General features: G+C 65.0%; 16 protein-coding genes and 2 tRNA genes. 11 read left to right on the top strand and 7 right to left on the bottom strand.

Going from position 1 to position 14,900, the window contains the following annotated elements; genetic code table 11:
* The first annotated feature begins 188 nt into the window (after positions 1–188).
* From J2X50_RS07450 to hdaA, 3 genes are read left to right on the top strand one after another with little or no spacing between them, the layout of a single operon-like run.
* Positions 189–746, top strand: a complete 558-nt coding sequence (locus J2X50_RS07450; protein ID WP_429093472.1) for a CDP-alcohol phosphatidyltransferase family protein — start codon at positions 189–191, stop codon at positions 744–746.
* Positions 718–1,878 carry an AI-2E family transporter gene (locus J2X50_RS07445; protein ID WP_429093469.1) on the top strand — a complete coding sequence of 387 codons (1,161 nt, stop codon included), beginning with the start codon at positions 718–720 and terminating at the stop codon, positions 1,876–1,878. The genes J2X50_RS07450 and J2X50_RS07445 overlap by 29 nt, the downstream gene beginning before the upstream one ends.
* Positions 1,875–2,582: a DnaA regulatory inactivator HdaA gene (hdaA, locus tag J2X50_RS07440; RefSeq protein WP_429093467.1), complete on the top strand. Its 708-nt coding sequence runs from the start codon at positions 1,875–1,877 to the stop codon at positions 2,580–2,582. Before J2X50_RS07445 ends, hdaA begins: the two co-directional genes overlap by 4 nt.
* Before the next feature lie 11 nt (positions 2,583–2,593).
* Here the strand turns inward: hdaA and J2X50_RS07435 are convergent, their stop codons facing one another.
* From J2X50_RS07435 to J2X50_RS07425, 3 genes are all read right to left on the bottom strand, one after another.
* On the bottom strand, positions 2,594–2,872 hold the full coding sequence (locus J2X50_RS07435) for a hypothetical protein (protein WP_429093465.1): 279 nt from the start codon (positions 2,870–2,872) through the stop codon (positions 2,594–2,596).
* Positions 2,873–2,941: 69 nt separating this feature from the next.
* Positions 2,942–4,051: a helix-turn-helix transcriptional regulator gene (locus J2X50_RS07430; RefSeq protein ID WP_429093463.1), complete on the bottom strand. Its 1,110-nt coding sequence runs from the start codon at positions 4,049–4,051 to the stop codon at positions 2,942–2,944.
* A 239-nt stretch (positions 4,052–4,290) separates the two neighbouring features.
* Positions 4,291–4,367: transfer RNA gene (locus tag J2X50_RS07425), tRNA-Pro, on the bottom strand.
* A gap of 156 nt (positions 4,368–4,523) precedes the next feature.
* Here J2X50_RS07425 and J2X50_RS07420 point away from each other — a divergent pair.
* Positions 4,524–4,829 (top strand): ETC complex I subunit, encoded by a 306-nt coding sequence (locus J2X50_RS07420; protein WP_429093461.1) that lies wholly within the window; start codon positions 4,524–4,526, stop codon positions 4,827–4,829.
* Between the two features lie 41 nt (positions 4,830–4,870).
* A tRNA-Arg gene (locus tag J2X50_RS07415) sits at positions 4,871–4,947 on the top strand.
* Positions 4,948–5,079: 132 nt separating this feature from the next.
* Here the strand turns inward: J2X50_RS07415 and J2X50_RS07410 are convergent.
* On the bottom strand, positions 5,080–5,715 hold the full coding sequence (locus J2X50_RS07410; RefSeq protein WP_429093458.1) for a sulfotransferase family 2 domain-containing protein: 636 nt from the start codon (positions 5,713–5,715) through the stop codon (positions 5,080–5,082).
* 260 nt (positions 5,716–5,975) lie between these two features.
* Complete coding sequence (locus tag J2X50_RS07405) at positions 5,976–7,151, bottom strand: cystathionine beta-lyase (RefSeq protein WP_429093456.1); 1,176 nt, start codon at positions 7,149–7,151, stop codon at positions 5,976–5,978.
* Positions 7,152–7,314: 163 nt separating this feature from the next.
* On the opposite strand from J2X50_RS07405, the gene J2X50_RS07400 reads away from it, so the two are divergent.
* The 6 genes from J2X50_RS07400 (at position 7,315) to J2X50_RS07375 (ending at position 13,358) form a co-directional block, all read left to right on the top strand.
* On the top strand, positions 7,315–8,031 hold the full coding sequence (locus J2X50_RS07400; RefSeq protein WP_429093453.1) for a phosphatase PAP2 family protein: 717 nt from the start codon (positions 7,315–7,317) through the stop codon (positions 8,029–8,031).
* A 252-nt stretch (positions 8,032–8,283) separates the two neighbouring features.
* On the top strand, positions 8,284–9,312 hold the full coding sequence (locus J2X50_RS07395) for an amino acid ABC transporter substrate-binding protein (RefSeq protein WP_340035801.1): 1,029 nt from the start codon (positions 8,284–8,286) through the stop codon (positions 9,310–9,312).
* Between the two features lie 62 nt (positions 9,313–9,374).
* Entirely contained in the window at positions 9,375–10,565 is a 1,191-nt protein-coding gene (locus J2X50_RS07390; RefSeq protein WP_429093450.1) for an amino acid ABC transporter permease, read from the top strand.
* 9 nt (positions 10,566–10,574) lie between these two features.
* Positions 10,575–11,732 (top strand): amino acid ABC transporter permease, encoded by a 1,158-nt coding sequence (locus J2X50_RS07385; RefSeq protein ID WP_429093448.1) that lies wholly within the window; start codon positions 10,575–10,577, stop codon positions 11,730–11,732.
* Between the two features lie 23 nt (positions 11,733–11,755).
* Positions 11,756–12,559 (top strand): amino acid ABC transporter ATP-binding protein, encoded by an 804-nt coding sequence (locus tag J2X50_RS07380; protein ID WP_429093445.1) that lies wholly within the window; start codon positions 11,756–11,758, stop codon positions 12,557–12,559.
* Positions 12,560–12,647: 88 nt separating this feature from the next.
* A complete protein-coding gene (locus J2X50_RS07375) occupies positions 12,648–13,358 on the top strand; it encodes a TIGR02117 family protein (RefSeq protein WP_429093443.1) in 711 nt (236 codons plus the stop codon).
* Here J2X50_RS07375 and J2X50_RS07370 read toward each other — a convergent pair.
* Both J2X50_RS07370 and J2X50_RS07365 read right to left on the bottom strand, forming a co-directional pair.
* The gene (locus J2X50_RS07370; RefSeq protein ID WP_429093440.1) at positions 13,316–14,536 is read right to left on the bottom strand and encodes an FAD-dependent monooxygenase; all 1,221 of its coding nucleotides are present in this window, start codon (positions 14,534–14,536) and stop codon (positions 13,316–13,318) included. The two genes, J2X50_RS07375 and J2X50_RS07370, sit on opposite strands and share 43 nt — an antisense overlap.
* Before the next feature lie 10 nt (positions 14,537–14,546).
* Positions 14,547–14,795, bottom strand: coding sequence for a zinc-finger domain-containing protein (locus J2X50_RS07365; protein WP_340035928.1), 249 nt, complete (start codon positions 14,793–14,795; stop codon positions 14,547–14,549).
* Between the last annotated feature and the right edge of the window lie 105 nt (positions 14,796–14,900).

The raw sequence follows: 14,900 nt of genomic DNA, 5'->3' as shown, positions 1-14,900 counted from the left end.
TCAAATCCTGGTGCCGTGCGCCTTTTGCGCGCTATTCGCATGAACGGACCCTTCCCGCAAGCGACAGCGGCCATATGCGACGGCTGGGAGCAGCCAAAGCCGTGGACAGCCTCGCCATGCGCCTTGTCTCTTGCGGCGATCGGAAGTCTCTCCCATGTTTCGCTGAAACACAAAGGCGGGATGAGGCCGTGACTGTTCCGAACCTGATCACGATAGGCAGACTGGTGCTCGTGCCCTGCGTGATCTACGCCATGCTGACGGGGAGCTGGGACTGGGCCTTCGCCGGCTTCGTCGTTGCCGGCGTGTCCGATGCCGTCGACGGCTTCATCGCCCGCCATTTCAACCAATATTCCAAGCTCGGCGCCTATCTCGACCCGATGGCCGACAAGCTGCTGCTGGTCAGCGTCTTCGTCGTTCTCGGCATCATGGGCCACCTGCCGCTGTGGCTGGTGGTGCTGGCCGTCTCGCGCGACGCGCTGATCGTCTGCGCGGTGCTTTTGTCGACGGTCATGGGCAATCCGGTGGTGGTGAAGCCGTTGATGGTTTCCAAGATCAACACCGCCGTCCAGATCGTGCTTGCGGCGCTGGTACTGGCCGAATTGTCGTTTGGTTTCGGGTTCGGCCCGCTTCGCCCGGCGTTGATAACGGTCTCCGGCCTCTTGACCGTCGCTTCGGCGGCGGCCTATCTCGTTGCCTGGCTGGGACATATGAGCGGCTATGGCGAAGGCGAAACTCCCGATCGATAACGAGGCGCTGGAAGCTGCCGCCGCGGCGGCCTTCCGCAAACAGATCCGCTTCTGGCTGGTATCGGCCGTTCTCTTTGTCGGTTTCCTCTATTTGTTCAGCAACATCCTGCTGCCCTTCGTGGCCGGCATGGCGCTCGCCTATTTCCTCGACCCGGTGGCCGACCGCCTGCAGCGGCTCGGCCTGTCGCGCCTGATGGCGACGGTGGTCATCCTCGTCTGTTTCCTGGTCTTCCTCGTTCTGGCGCTGGTCATCATCGTACCGGTGCTGGCGTCGCAGATGGCCGATTTCGCCGCCAAGGTGCCGGGCTATATCGAGAAGCTCCAGCAACTGGTGACCAACTTCAACCCCGAGTGGCTCGAGCAGCGCTTCGGCGTCGACGCCGCCGGGTTGCGCGAGGGGCTCAATTCGCTGCTCACGACCGGCTTCGGGTTCCTGACCACCATCTTCCAGTCGATCTGGAGTTCGGGCGTGGCCCTGTTCTCCATTGCCAGCCTTTTCGTGGTCACGCCGGTCGTGGCGTTCTACATGCTGCTCGACTGGGATCGCATGGTTGCCGTGGTGGACAGCTGGATCCCGCGCGACCACGTCGACACCGTCAGGCAGATCGCCCGCGACATCAACACGGCCGTTGCCGGCTTCGTCCGCGGGCAGGGCACGCTCTGCCTCGTGCTCGGCATCATGTATGCCGTGGGGCTGACGCTGACGGGCTTGAACTTCGGTGTCCTCATCGGCCTGTTCGCAGGCTTGATCAGCTTCATCCCCTATGTCGGTTCGCTGACTGGACTGGTGCTTTCGCTCGGCGTCGCCATCGTCCAGTTCTGGCCCGACTGGACCATGGTCCTGGCCGTGGCCGCGGTGTTCTTCGTCGGCCAGTTCATCGAAGGCAACATCCTGCAGCCGCGCCTCGTCGGAAAGAGCGTCGGTCTCCACCCGGTCTGGCTGATGTTCGCCCTTGTCGCCTTCGGCGCCATGTTCGGGTTCGTCGGCCTGCTGGTTGCCGTTCCCTCGGCGGCGGCGGTGGCCGTGCTGGTGCGCTTCGCCATCTCGCGCTACCTCGATTCGCCGCTCTATCATGGCCATGCGACGCACGCCCCGGCCGCGAAGCCCGGCGACGCCGGCACGGAAAAATGAACGTGTCGCGCGAGCCTCCAAAACCGCGCCAGCTGCCGCTCGACCTCGGACATCTGCCCGGCCTGTCGCGCGACGACCTCGTGGTGTCGAGCGCCAACCTGCAGGCGGTCGGCATGATCGACCGCTGGCCCGATTGGCCCGCGCCCGTCGTTCTGCTGGCAGGTCCCGCCGGTTCGGGCAAGTCCCATCTCGCCGCCATCTGGCGCGAGCACTCGGGCGCGATCCAGCTCGACGCGTCCGACATCGTGGCCCATGTCGGCGAAATCGGCGCATCGCCGGTGCTGATCGATGATGCGGACCAGGGCAGACTCGATCAGGAGGGCCTGTTCCACCTCATCAACGCGATCCGAGGGGCGCACTCGCACCTGCTCATCACCGCGCGCAGCTTTCCCTCGGCCTGGGGCGTGTCGTTGCCCGACCTCGCCTCGCGTCTCAAGGCTGCCGCGACGGTGGAGATCGAGGAGCCGGACGACCTCCTGCTCGCCGGCGTCATCACCAAGCTGTTCGCCGACCGCCAGGTCGATGTCGAGCCGCATGTGGTGCAGTTCCTCGTCCGCCGCATCGAGCGTTCGCTGTCGACCGCGATCCGGGTGGTGGAGAAGCTCGACCGTGCGGCGCTGGAGCACAAGTCGCGCATCACCCGCGCGCTGGCCGCCGAGATGATCGGCGCGCTCGACGCCGGACAGGGCGAACTGGACGTCTGAGCGCCGGGCGGTCAGCCCAGCCGCGCATAGGCCGCCTTGGCGGCAAATAGCACCGCCAGGATGGTCGCGTTGGAGGCGAGCCCGACCAGGATCGGCGCTGCAGGTCCATCGCTCGCGTCCGCGCCGATGCTGTAGGGGATCAGCACCGCCACGAACACGATGCCGAGCGCGATGGGAATCCAGCGGTTGATCTGCCTGGCGGTGTTGGCCGCCGTAAGCACGAGGGCGATCAGCAGGCCGATGCGAAACGGATCGATGAGCTGGCTGAGATAGATGTCGAGATACGGCACTGCGGTCGATCCTCCTCGCAGCAGATGTGCAGGTTCCAGGCCAATCTGTCGAGTCGGCGCCCGGCTGGGTCAGTCGCCTGCATCCGCAGCGCTCGGCAGCGTCACGCTCAAGAGCAGGCGCACCAGTGCGGATTGCTTGGAAACGCCGGACTTGGCGAAGATCGAGCGCAGGTGGGAGCGCACGGTTTCGCGCGCGACCCCGAACTCCCGGCTGATCGTGTCGATCGAGCGGCCTGCGGCCAGCGCCGAGGCGATTCGCGCCTCGCTGGGGGTGAGGTCGAACATCGCCTGCAGGATACTGGCCGGCGGGGCCACCGGGGCGGCGAGCGGGGTGACCACAAGGATGCTGTGGATGTGGCTGAACAGGTCGTGCACGGCACCCCGCACCGGCAGCAGATGCACCACGCCGGTCGGCCGGCCGGTGTCGTCGGCGACCGGGAAGGACTGGGCGATCCCTTGCCTGGCGCCGAATGCCAGAGCCGAGAGCGCCCCGGCCAGCAGGTTGTCGGCCTTGCGGTCGACGATCTGGATGCGTCCGCTCCCGTCCCGGATGGTGCTCGGGATCAGGCCCTCCATGAGGCGGTTGCAGGCGACCATCTGGCCGTTCGCGTCGAGCACCGCGGCCGGCAGTCCGAGCGCCTCCAGTGCGCCTGCGCCGGCCTGTGCCTTGTCGAGGCCGATGCGGGTGCAGACGACTGCGGCGCGAACGATATGCGGGCGCAGCCGGTCGAGGGCCTCGACATGGGCGCGCTCGAAGGGGCCGCGCGCGGTCGATCTTTCGACGCTGAAGGCGAGCAGGTCGCCGGTCGGCAGCGGGATGAGGGTGCCGGCCGCCCAACCCAGGTCGCGAGGATGAAGGAAGTCCCGGTATATGGGTTCGGTCGCCAGCTCGGACACGCTGTAGAGGTCCAGGTCGGTGAGGAAGCCGGGATGGGCAAGCGCCTCGGCGCGCGTCGTGCGCGTGTTGATGGTCACCCAGCCGTCGCGCATGAACTCCTCGAGATCCGCGGCGATCGCTTCCGATCCGACATGGGCGGCGGCACCGCGGGCGAGTGTGAACAGGCAGCCGCCCTTGCCGTCGACGGCCTGGGACAGGTCCGCCAGCAACTCCGGCCATTTTTCAGGAGCGAAGGACGCTTCGTAGATCTGATCGATGAACTGTTCGGACAGCTCCGCCAATTTTCGTCGCTCCCCCGAGCTGATCCGCGTCGAAATCGATTTCAGACGATGTCGATACGGTTTTGTCGGGCCGGTGCATGCGCAAGAATGATCTCTTGCACGCCAATGCCCAGCCACGCCCCAATAGATCGATAGCACTTGGCTATTTTAGATCAAGATCATCTTTAGGCGCATAGAGACACGTTCGCCGCGCGAGGGCGGCGGAGAACTGGCAAATACTTGGCATATCTTGGATGCGGTGGTCGGAGTGGCAGGATTCGAACCTGCGACCCCCTGATCCCAAATCAGGTGCGCTACCAGGCTGCGCTACACTCCGGACCGATTTGCGTTGCCGTGCGTAGTGACTTCCGATCGACATGGCAAGGGCAAAAAGCAGCCGACCGGCTTTCGCCTTGCGGCGGCGGCCAATGCGCAGTAATGACGGCCCATCTTAAGTCTGCGCCGCCGGCGCGGACCCGTTAGCGAGGTAGGCATGTCAGCGCGAATCTACAGCCCCGCCAAGACCGCCATGCAGTCGGGCAAGGCCAAGACCGGGAACTGGGTGCTCGAATTCGACGCCGAGAAGCCGAAGAAGATCGATCCGCTCATGGGATACACCACCTCGGGCGACATGAAGAGCCAGATCCGGCTGACCTTCGAGACGCGCGAGGAGGCGATCGCCTACGCCGAGAAGGAAGGACTGGATTTCCGGGTGCAGGAGCCGAAGGAGTCCAAGCGCCGGCAGATTTCCTATTCCGACAATTTCCGCTATGACCGCAGGACGCCCTGGACCCACTGACGGCCTGCCAGCACTTGCCGGCCCTCCTTGGGCTGGCCAGCGGTCCCGTAGCTCAGCTGGATAGAGCACCGGCCTTCTAAGCCGATGGTCACAGGTTCGAATCCTGTCGGGATCGCCATACCCTTCGGTTCGCACTACAGATGGGCGGCAGGCGTAGGCCGCGCAAGTGCCGGAGCAAGGGATTGGTCCTACCGCCTCGCTTCGCCCCCCCCAGGTGTCTGGGCCGATCCGTGCATGGGCGGCAAGGCCCCTATGGTTCATAGCCCAATCTGTCGAAATCATTCCGATATAGGTCGAGAATCAGGCCGCGCGTTCGGGGCGTCAGGTACTCGTCCACGGCGCGCCGCACTGAGGCGTTGCGACGCGATACTGTTGGGCGACCTGGCAGGGCCAGTTCAGTCCAAATCGCCTCGATGTCAGCTTCCAGAGATTCGTATCGCAGTATTCGATCAACGATTATCGCTCCTCCGCCGTCGACCAGGAAATCGATCTGGCGTAGGCGTCTCCCAACGGGCTTTCCTGCCAGGTATTTGAGGTATTGTTCGAAGTTCATTTCCTTTACCAACTTGTGTTGGTGATGCCCATCATGTTGGTTGATGAACTGGTAGTAAGAAATGGCTCTGTCATACGGGTGCCTGACGACAGCAAACGATGTCAGTTTGGAATAGCTATCCTCACCAAGCTTGCGGCGGGCCCATTCCGCCGTCGCATGCTGCGGCGGGTTAAAGAACATTTGATGTTCTCGGATGGGCAATTTGGAAAGGACGCGGCGCAAGAGGGTCCGCTTCGGACGATTTGAGTAAGGACGAAATGTATCCTTAACTGACAAACCCGCCGTCTTTGGTATGTGAACGAACAAGAAATTGAATTGATTGGAGATCAGCACGCCTCGGCCTCGCCAGTCCTAGAGCGTTGCTCTACCACCCCATTCTCATCCGAGCAATCACGCGCAATTGTGGCGACGCAGGGCGGGTCAGGCAGTTCGCGAGGCAAAGCGGCAGTGCCGTCGACACAGTTCGACGGCTGCCCGTTCCATCGGTAGCTCACGGCACCGGCCGATGGCTTGTTCAGGCCGCACCAGGGCGCTCGCCGACGCAACCACCTCCTCCCGTCCGGCGCTAGGCGAGCGGAGGGAGGGGGCCGCGGTCACGCCACCGCGTTTGCCGCGGCAAGGCCGGCGGTGATGTCGGCCTTGAGGTCCTCGACGTCCTCGAGCCCGATCTGCAGGCGAATGATCGGCCCGTCATAGGGGCCCTTGGCGATCCTGCGGTCGGTGAGGTTCACCGGCACGGCGAGGCTTTCGAAACCGCCCCAGGAATAGCCCAGCCCGAAGATCTCCAGCGCGTCGAGGAAGGCATGCGCCTTCTCGGTGCCGCCCCCGGCGAGCACGACCGAGAAGATGCCGCTCGATCCAGAGAAGTCGCGTTTCCACATCGCATGGTCGGCATGGCTTTCGAGGCCCGGATGCAGCACCTGGGCGACACCGGGCTGGCCCTCGAGCCAGCGCGCAATCTCCAAGGCGCTCCTTTCATGGTGCGCGAGCCTTACGCCCATGGTGCGCAGGCCGCGCAGGACTTGGTAGACGTCGTCCGGGCCGGCGCAGCAGCCGAGCGTGAAAAACGCCTCGCGCAGCTTGGGCCAGCAGGCGGCGTTGGCCGAAACCGTGCCGCTCAGCACGTCCGAATGGCCGGCCGGGTATTTCGTCGCGGCATGGATGGTGACGTCGACGCCGAAGTCGAGCGCCTTGAAATAGAGCGGGGTTGCCCAGGTGTTGTCCATCATGACGATGGCGCCGGCGGCGTGCGCCGCCTTGGCGATGGCCGGGATGTCCTGGATCTCGAAGGTGTTGGAGGCGGGCGATTCGGTGAAGACGACTTTGGTGTTGGGCTTGATGAGCGCGGCGATGCCGGCGCCGATGCGCGGTTCGTAATAGGCGACCTCGACGCCGAGCCGCTCGAGCATCGTGTCGGCGAAATGCCGGGTCGGGTAGTAGACCGAATCGGTGATCAGTATGTGGTCGCCCGCCGAGAGGAATCCGAGCAGGGGAATGGTGACCGCCGCAAGCCCCGAGGGCACGGCGATGGTGCCGGCCGAGCCTTCCAGTTCGTCCATGGCCTGGCAGAGCGCGTCCGTCGTCGGGGTTCCGCGGGTCCCATATGTGTATTTTTGGGCACGCGCGGCCATTGTCTCGGCGTTCGGATAGAGCACGGTCGACGCATGCACGACTGGCGGATTGACAAAGCCATGGAAGCTGTGCGGATCGTGGCCGGAATGCGCGAGCCGCGTGTTGATGCCCTTGGTCCTGCCATTGTCCCGAGTCATGAAGCCGCATCCTTTCAGCGAAGACGCCAGCCATAGTGCGCCGGCCGATCCGGCGCAACCGCAGAAGGCGTCTGTTCGGATGGGCCAGATCTGGCCCGGCGGCCGCTTGCGTCGGCTGGGGAGGACGGTGTCGTTCTCCTGGCGCCGGCTCTTGCGGAAACCGATGGGCAGTCCGCCGCCCATCTGGCCAGCCGCGCTCACGACGGTCGTCGTGGCCGGCGCAGTTGCCATCGCCCTGCTTTTTCCGATCGACGCGATGGCCATCGACTTCATGCTCGGGCACCGCAATGCGCTGACCGCCTGGCTGGCGTGGCTGAGCGACGTCGGGCTGTCGCAATGGTATCTCGTGCCGGCGCTGGCCATCTACCTGGCCGCGGCGACCGCCGACTGGCAGAATGCCGGCTACCGGCTGAAAGCGCGCCTGACGCTGCTTTTCGGGCAGGCGGCCTTCATGTTCGCGGCGGTCGCGATCAGCGGGATCGCGGTCAACCTGGTGAAGATCGCGTTCGGACGCGCCCGGCCGTCGATGTTCGGCGAACTGGGCGCCTATCACTTCTCTCCGCTTGTCGTAAGCAGGTATTTCTCAAGCTTTCCATCGGGCCATGCGACGACGCTGGGCGCCGCCGCCGCAGTCCTCGCCATCTGGTTTCCGCGCCACTGGCTGCCGATCACGGTCGCCGGCGTGGGGGTTGCGATGCTGAGGGTGGTGGCGAGGGCGCATTATCCCTCCGACGTCGCGGCCGGCTTCCTCTTCGGCTGGGTCGTCGTCGCCCTCATGGCGCGCATGCTGGCCGCGCGACGGATGGGGTTCCGTCCGCGCGCGGGCAAAATCCTGCCGGAGGCGATCGGCATGCGGCGCTCCAGGCCGGCCCGCCGCTGACGCAAGGGCAAGGCGCCGCCTGTGCTATACTGGCCCCGAAAGGGTGTTCTGAGGCCTGTGGGAGGTAACCTTCTAGTAGGTCTTTCGTACTTGACCTTACAAGAATAATCGCCTTCGATGGCATTCGTGAACCGGACTACAGCAACGCGCTCCGCAGGGATGCGCATCCGGAAATGGGCCGGAAGGGGATGCTGAGTTCACATATCAAAAAAACAGGCTTGAGCCTGGAAAACAGAAAAGGGTTCGTGGGTCATGAAATACACAGCATCGGGCATTCTTGGGGCTGCCGCACTTGGCCTCATGACGGCGACCGCCTCTGCGGGCACGCTCGAGGACGTCAAGGCCAAGGGGTTCGTGCAATGCGGCGTGAGCACCGGGCTCGCAGGTTTCTCGGCACCGAACGACAAGGGGGACTGGACCGGTCTGGACGCCGATTTCTGCCGCGCGGTGGCCGCTGCGGTCTTCGGTGACGGAAGCAAGGTGAAGTTCACGCCGCTGTCGGCCAAGGAGCGCTTCACCGCCCTGCAGTCCGGCGAGATCGACCTTCTGTCGCGCAACACCACCTGGACGATCAACCGCGACACCGCGCTTGGGCTGAACTTCGTCGGCGTCACCTACTTTGACGGCCAGGGCTTCATGATCAACGCCAAGAAGCTGCCGGGCGTGAATTCGGCCCTTCAGCTTTCGGGCGCCGCCGTCTGCGTGCAGACGGGCACCACGACCGAGCTCAATCTCGCCGACTACTTCAAGGCGAACAAGATGGAGTACAACCCGGTCGTCTTCGAGAAGCTCGAGGAAGTCAACGCCGCCTACGACGCCGGCCGCTGCGACGTCTATACCACCGATCAGTCCGGCCTCTACGGCATCCGACTGACGCTGGGCTCGCCGGACGATCACGTCGTGCTGCCCGAGATCATCTCCAAGGAGCCGCTCGGCCCAGCCGTGCGCCAGGGCGACGACAAGTGGTACCACATCGTCAAGTGGACCTACTTCGCACTGCTGACGGCCGAGGAACTGGGCATCACCCAGGCCAATGTCGAGGAGATGAAGACGTCGGGCAATCCCGAGATCAAGCGCGTGCTGGGCACCGAGGCCGACACCAAGATCGGCACCGACCTCGGCCTGGCCAACGACTGGGTCGTCAACATCGTCAAGGCCGTGGGCAACTACGGCGAAGTCTTCGAACGCAACGTCGGCCAGGGCAGCCCGCTGAAGATCGCCCGTGGCATCAATGCGCTCTGGACCAAGGGCGGACTGCAGTACGCACCGCCGATCCGCTGATCCGAAGTCTGGTCCGAGAGGCGGCATGACCGCCTCTCGGGACTCTGTCAGAGGGACTTCCGATGGCTACGCAGGACATTTCCCATGACGTAGGGAGCGGCCGCGCGTCACTCCTCTACGACCCGAAGGTGCGTGGCATCTTCTTCCAGGTACTCGTCGTCGCCGTGCTCGTGGCGCTCGTCTGGTGGATCGTCGGCAATACCGCCGAAAACCTCAGGCGCGCCAACATCGCGTCCGGCTACGGCTTCCTCAACGGTCGCGCCGGCTTCGACGTCAGCGATACGCTGATCGCCTTCGATTCGGATTCGACCTACAAGCGGGCGCTGTTGGTCGGCCTGCTGAACACCGTCGTCGTGGCGCTGGCCGGCGTCGTGACGGCATCGATCCTCGGCTTCCTCATCGGCATCGGACGCCTGGCGAACAACTGGCTGATCCGCAAGATCTGCACCGTCTACGTCGAGCTTTTCCGCAACATCCCACCGCTGCTGGTGATCTTCTTCTGGTATTTCGGCGTGCTGTCGGTGCTGCCGCTGCCGCGGGACAGCATCGAACTGCCCTTCGGCTCCTATCTCAACAGCCGCGGTTTCTATTTTCCGAAGCTGGTATGGGGCGAGGGGAGCTGGCTGATCCCGGTTGCATTCCTGCTCGGCATTGCCATGTCGGTCTTCGTGGCCCGCGCCGCCAGGCAAAGGCAGATGGCGACCGGCCAGGCGTTCCCGGTGCTGTGGACCTCGATCGCCCTGATCGTCGGCCTGCCGCTGCTGGCGCTGCTCGTGATGGGCGCTCCGCTGAGCTTCGACTTCCCGCAGAAGTCGACCTTCAACCTGACGGGCGGCCTGCAGGTCAAGCCCGAGTTCCTGTCGCTCTATCTGGCCCTGTCGTTCTACACGGCAGCCTTCATCGCCGAGATCGTGCGGGCAGGCATCAGGGGCGTGAGCAAGGGCCAGAGCGAGGCGTCGGCCGCGCTGGGCCTGAGGTCGGGGCAGGCACTCAGGCTGGTCGTGGTGCCGCAGGCCCTGCGCATCATCATCCCGCCGCTCACCAGCCAGTATCTGAACCTGACCAAGAACTCGTCGCTGGCGATCGCCATCGGCTATCCGGACCTGGTCGCGGTGGGGGGAACGGTGCTCAACCAGACCGGCCAGGCGATCGAGATCGTGGTGATCTGGATGGTCGTCTATCTCGGGCTCAGCCTGATCACCTCCGCTTTCATGAACTGGTTCAACGCCAAGATGGCGCTGGTGGAAAGGTAGGAGGCGGACATGTCGCAAACCGACCTGAGCTATGTCCGCAGCGAAATGGCGCTGCCGCAGCCCGCACCTCCGGGGGAGCGCGGGCCGGTCGCCTGGATGCGCAGGAACCTCTTCGCCAATCCATTCGATTCGGTCCTGACGATCCTCGGCCTGCTGCTGGTGGTGGCCATCGTGCCGCCGCTGGTCGACTGGGCGCTGATCCAGGCGCAGTGGACCGGCACCGATCGCACCTTCTGCGCGACGGTGGCGCAGGGCGGCATCCACCCCGATGGGTGGTCCGGCGCCTGCTGGGCCTTCGTGACGGCCAAGTTCGGGCAGTTCATGTTCGGCCGCTACCCGTTCGACGAACGCTGGCGCGTCATCCTCGTGGCGATCATGTTCGTGGGCCTGCTCGTGCCGCTGCTGATTCCGCGGGTGCCGCGCAAGGGGCTGAACGCGATCCTGCTGTTCCTCGTCTTTCCGGTGGTTGCGTTCTTCCTGCTGGTGGGCGGCGTGTTCGGCCTGCCGCATGTCGAGACGCCGCTGTGGGGCGGCTTGCTGGTGACGCTCAGCCTGTCCTTCGTCGGCATCGTCGTGTCGCTGCCGCTCGGCATCTTGCTGGCGCTCGGCAGGCGCTCGAAGATGCCGGTGGTGAAGATGCTGTGCGTGATCTTCATCGAGACGGTGCGTGGCGTGCCGCTGATCACGGTGCTGTTCATGGCGAGCGTGATGCTGCCGCTGTTCCTGCCGGCGGGCGTGACCTTCGACAAGTTCCTGCGCGCGCTGATCGGCGTGTCGCTGTTCGCCTCGGCCTACATGGCGGAGGTGGTGCGCGGCGGCCTGCAGGCGATCCCCAAGGGCCAGTACGAGGGCGCCGACTCGCTCGGCCTCAGCTATTGGCAGAAGATGGGGCTGATCGTGCTGCCGCAGGCGTTGAAGCTGGTCATCCCCGGCATCGTCAACACCTTCATCGGCATGTTCAAGGACACCAGCCTCGTCTACATCATCTCGATGTTCGACCTGCTCGGCGTCGTGCGCCAGAACTTCTCGGACGCGGCATGGGCATCGCCGCAGACGCCGGCTTCGGGCCTGGTCTTCGCCGCGCTCGTGTTCTGGATTTTCTGCTTCGGCATGTCGCGCTATTCTATCTACATGGAGCACCGGCTCGACACCGGTCACAAGCGTTAAGGCAATGAAAGGGGTACCGGCCTATGGCCACTGAAAACGCAGTCAGCGCCGAGGAGCTGAAGGTCGACGTCAAGAAGATGCACGTGTCGGACACCGACGTGGCGATCGACATCGTCGGCATGCACAAATGGTACGGCGAGTTCAACGTGCTCAAGGACATCAACCTGAAGGTGATGCGCGGCGAGCGCATCGTCGTCTGCGGCCCGTCCGGCTCGGGCAAGTCGACGATGATCCGCTGCATCAACCGGCTGGAGGAGCACCAGAAGGGCAAGATCATCGTCGACGGCAAGGAGCTGACCAACGATCTCAAGAAGATCGACGAGGTGCGCCGCGAGGTCGGCATGGTGTTCCAGCACTTCAACCTGTTCCCGCACCTGACGATCCTGGAGAACTGCACGCTGGCGCCGATTTGGGTGCGCAAGACGCCGAAGAAGCAGGCGGAAGAGCAGGCGATGCACTTCCTGCGCCGGGTCAAGATCCCCGAGCAGGCCAACAAATATCCGGGCCAGCTGTCGGGTGGCCAGCAGCAGCGCGTGGCGATCGCGCGCTCGCTGTGCATGAACCCGCGCATCATGCTGTTCGACGAGCCGACCTCGGCGCTCGATCCGGAGATGATCAAGGAGGTGCTGGAGACCATGGTCGGCCTCGCCGAAGAGGGCATGACGATGCTGTGCGTGACCCATGAGATGGGCTTTGCACGCAAGGTCGCCAACCGGGTGATCTTCATGGACCAGGGCCAGATCGTCGAGGAGAACACCCCGGCCGAGTTCTTCGACCATCCCCGCCACGAACGCACCAAGCTGTTCCTCAGCCAGATCCTGCATTAGGAAAACCGGCACCGCAGGTACACGAGAGCCCGGCCGTAATTCGGCCGGGCTCTTTTGTTGTGGTTGCAGCGACCTGCGGGAGGGCGCGATGGGCATGAGGGCGGGAAGGGGCGTTCGGCTTCTCGGCTGGGCGGTGCTGACGGTGGTCCTGGCGCTTGCGCTCGGCACGCTGGTGCCGCGGCCGCTGATCGGCGGCGCTCCGGCGGCGGCCGGGGAAAGGCACCTTTTGGTGCTGACCAATCCGATCCACACCGACATTGCCGTGCCCATCGACGAGGCGGTGCTGGAAAAATTCGGCTTTCTGGTCGATGAAGGCATGCCGGCGGACGCTTCCGGCGCTCGCTATCTGGTGTTCGGCTGGGGCAGCCGGGCGTTCTACCTCGAAACCCCGACTTGGGCGGAGCTCAAGCCTGGCCCGCTGCTCAAGGCGCTCACCCTCGATCGCTCGGCCTTGCATGTCGACGTGATGGGCGAGATCGGCATGTCGCACCCGGCGGTCTCGCGCTTCGAGGTCGGTGCGACCGAATTCGATGCTATGCTCGATTTCATTGCCGCCAGCTTCCGGCGTGACGATGGCGGCGTCCAGCGGATCGCGGGTGCGGGATATGGCGACACCGACGCATTCTTCGAGGCGAACGGCTACTTCACGGCCCTTGCCGGCTGCAACACCTGGGCAGCGGCTGCCCTGCGGAAGGCAGGCCTGACGACGGGCTGGTGGAACCCGCTGCCGGTCACGCTCGGCTGGTCGCTCGGCCTCTACAACTCCCCTTCGGACCAGCCGGGCGGCGTCCAGCCGTAGAGCCAGTCCATGTCGGCGGCGAGGCTGTCGGCGGACTTGATGATGCCGAGGAAGAGATTACGCGCCAGGGCGACGGGACCCGAGGCATGCCAGGCCATGTGATTCAGCCGGCCGCGCCGCGCCACCCTGGCGATGCGGGCCTTGCGCGCCGCCTCCCACTGCGACAGCCCGTGTGGGTATCGTGCCGAGGCTACGACTTCGGCCAGCGTGTAGGCATCCTCGATCGCCATGGCGGCGCCCTGGGCGGCGAAGGGCGTCATGGCGTGCGCCGCGTCGCCGATCAGCACGATGCGGTCGGAGGCGGTCCATGGCCTGGCGCTGTCGACCGTGTGCAGCGGCCACACCGTCCAGGGCCCGGCGTGGTCGAGCAGCGCGGTGAGCGCAGGCGCGCTGCCCTGCGAGGCGCGCTTCAGCGCGTCGGCGTCCGTCTCGCCCGACCATTGTTCGGCGATCGCCGCGCCGGGCGTGAAGGCGACGATGTTGATCGCGGTTCCGGCGCGGATCGGATAGGCGACCATGTGAAAGCCGCGATGGAGAAAGGTCGTCACCGCCTGCATCGAACCGAGGGACGCGAAGCTGCGGCCGGTCTCGCTGTCGGCGGCGATGGTCGTGCGCCATGCCAGCTCGCCGGCGAAGCGGCTCCTGTCGTTCGGGCCGACAAGGCGGCGGCTGTGCGACCAGACCCCGTCAGCCGCCACGAGCATCTCGGCCTCAAGCGACATTGCATTGCCGTCGTGCTCGACGCCGACCTCTACGGCCCGTACATCAAGAGTGGCTCCCGTCACCGTTGCGCCGGTGCTGATCTCGATCAGGGGATTTTGCCGGGCGGCCGAGAGCAGGGCATGCTGCAGGTCGGCGCGGTGGGCGACGAGATAGGGCGAGCTCCACCTCAGTTCGGCGGACGCGCCGAGCGGGACCCGGGCAAGCTCCTTGAGTGACGCGGCATCGCGAAGGACGATCGCCTCCGGCCGCACGGTCGACGGCCGCACGAGGTCGAGCACGCCGAGGCGGCCGAGGATGCGGGTTGCGTTGGGGGACAGTTGCAGGCCGGCGCCGACTTCCTCGAGCGCCGCTGCGCGTTCGAGGACGCGGACGCCAAGGCCTTTCCTGGCGAAAGCGAGCGCGGCGGTGAGGCCGGCGACGCCCGCGCCGGCGATGACGACCTGCCGCGATCTCATGGCGATCGGGTCAGGCGGCGCGGTCGGCCACGTAGAGGCAGCCGGCGGGCAGGGTTTCGGTGGCCTTCAGCTTCGCCGAGTAGCGATAGAGCGTCGAGCAGTAGGGGCAGACCTTTTCGGAATCCGCGCCCATGTCGAGGTAGACATGCGGATGGTCGAAGGGCGGGTTGGCGCCCACGCACATGAACTCCTTCACGCCGATCTCGATCACGGCATGTCCAGCGTCGTTCTGGAAGTGGGGAATGGAGCCGCCGGCCATCATTTTCTCCGTCTGAGAAACCTTCTCCGAGAGCGTTTGTATCATTAGGGACGGGTTTGCAAGATGCTGAAATGAAACTGTCGCAATTGCCTGTCAGAGGATAAT

The organism is Aminobacter sp. BE322 (assembly GCF_050433525.1).
Taxonomy (GTDB): domain Bacteria; phylum Pseudomonadota; class Alphaproteobacteria; order Rhizobiales; family Rhizobiaceae; genus Aminobacter.
Note: the sequence above shows the minus strand (reverse complement) of the source record. Positions and strands in the feature narration are given on the sequence as shown.

Excerpts from the sequence above, each read along its gene's own strand:
- J2X50_RS07445 (WP_429093469.1), top strand. The coding sequence starts at position 718 with ATGGCGAAGGCGAAACTCCCGATCGATAACGAGGCGCTGGAAGCTGCC.
- hdaA (WP_429093467.1), top strand. The coding sequence starts at position 1,875 with ATGAACGTGTCGCGCGAGCCTCCAAAACCGCGCCAGCTGCCGCTCGAC.
- J2X50_RS07420 (WP_429093461.1), top strand. The coding sequence starts at position 4,524 with ATGTCAGCGCGAATCTACAGCCCCGCCAAGACCGCCATGCAGTCGGGC.
- J2X50_RS07405 (WP_429093456.1), bottom strand. The coding sequence starts at position 7,151 with ATGACTCGGGACAATGGCAGGACCAAGGGCATCAACACGCGGCTCGCG.
- J2X50_RS07400 (WP_429093453.1), top strand. The coding sequence starts at position 7,315 with ATGGGCAGTCCGCCGCCCATCTGGCCAGCCGCGCTCACGACGGTCGTC.
- J2X50_RS07395 (WP_340035801.1), top strand. The coding sequence starts at position 8,284 with ATGAAATACACAGCATCGGGCATTCTTGGGGCTGCCGCACTTGGCCTC.
- J2X50_RS07390 (WP_429093450.1), top strand. The coding sequence starts at position 9,375 with ATGGCTACGCAGGACATTTCCCATGACGTAGGGAGCGGCCGCGCGTCA.
- J2X50_RS07385 (WP_429093448.1), top strand. The coding sequence starts at position 10,575 with ATGTCGCAAACCGACCTGAGCTATGTCCGCAGCGAAATGGCGCTGCCG.
- J2X50_RS07380 (WP_429093445.1), top strand. The coding sequence starts at position 11,756 with ATGGCCACTGAAAACGCAGTCAGCGCCGAGGAGCTGAAGGTCGACGTC.
- J2X50_RS07375 (WP_429093443.1), top strand. The coding sequence starts at position 12,648 with ATGGGCATGAGGGCGGGAAGGGGCGTTCGGCTTCTCGGCTGGGCGGTG.
- J2X50_RS07370 (WP_429093440.1), bottom strand. The coding sequence starts at position 14,536 with ATGAGATCGCGGCAGGTCGTCATCGCCGGCGCGGGCGTCGCCGGCCTC.
- J2X50_RS07365 (WP_340035928.1), bottom strand. The coding sequence starts at position 14,795 with ATGGCCGGCGGCTCCATTCCCCACTTCCAGAACGACGCTGGACATGCC.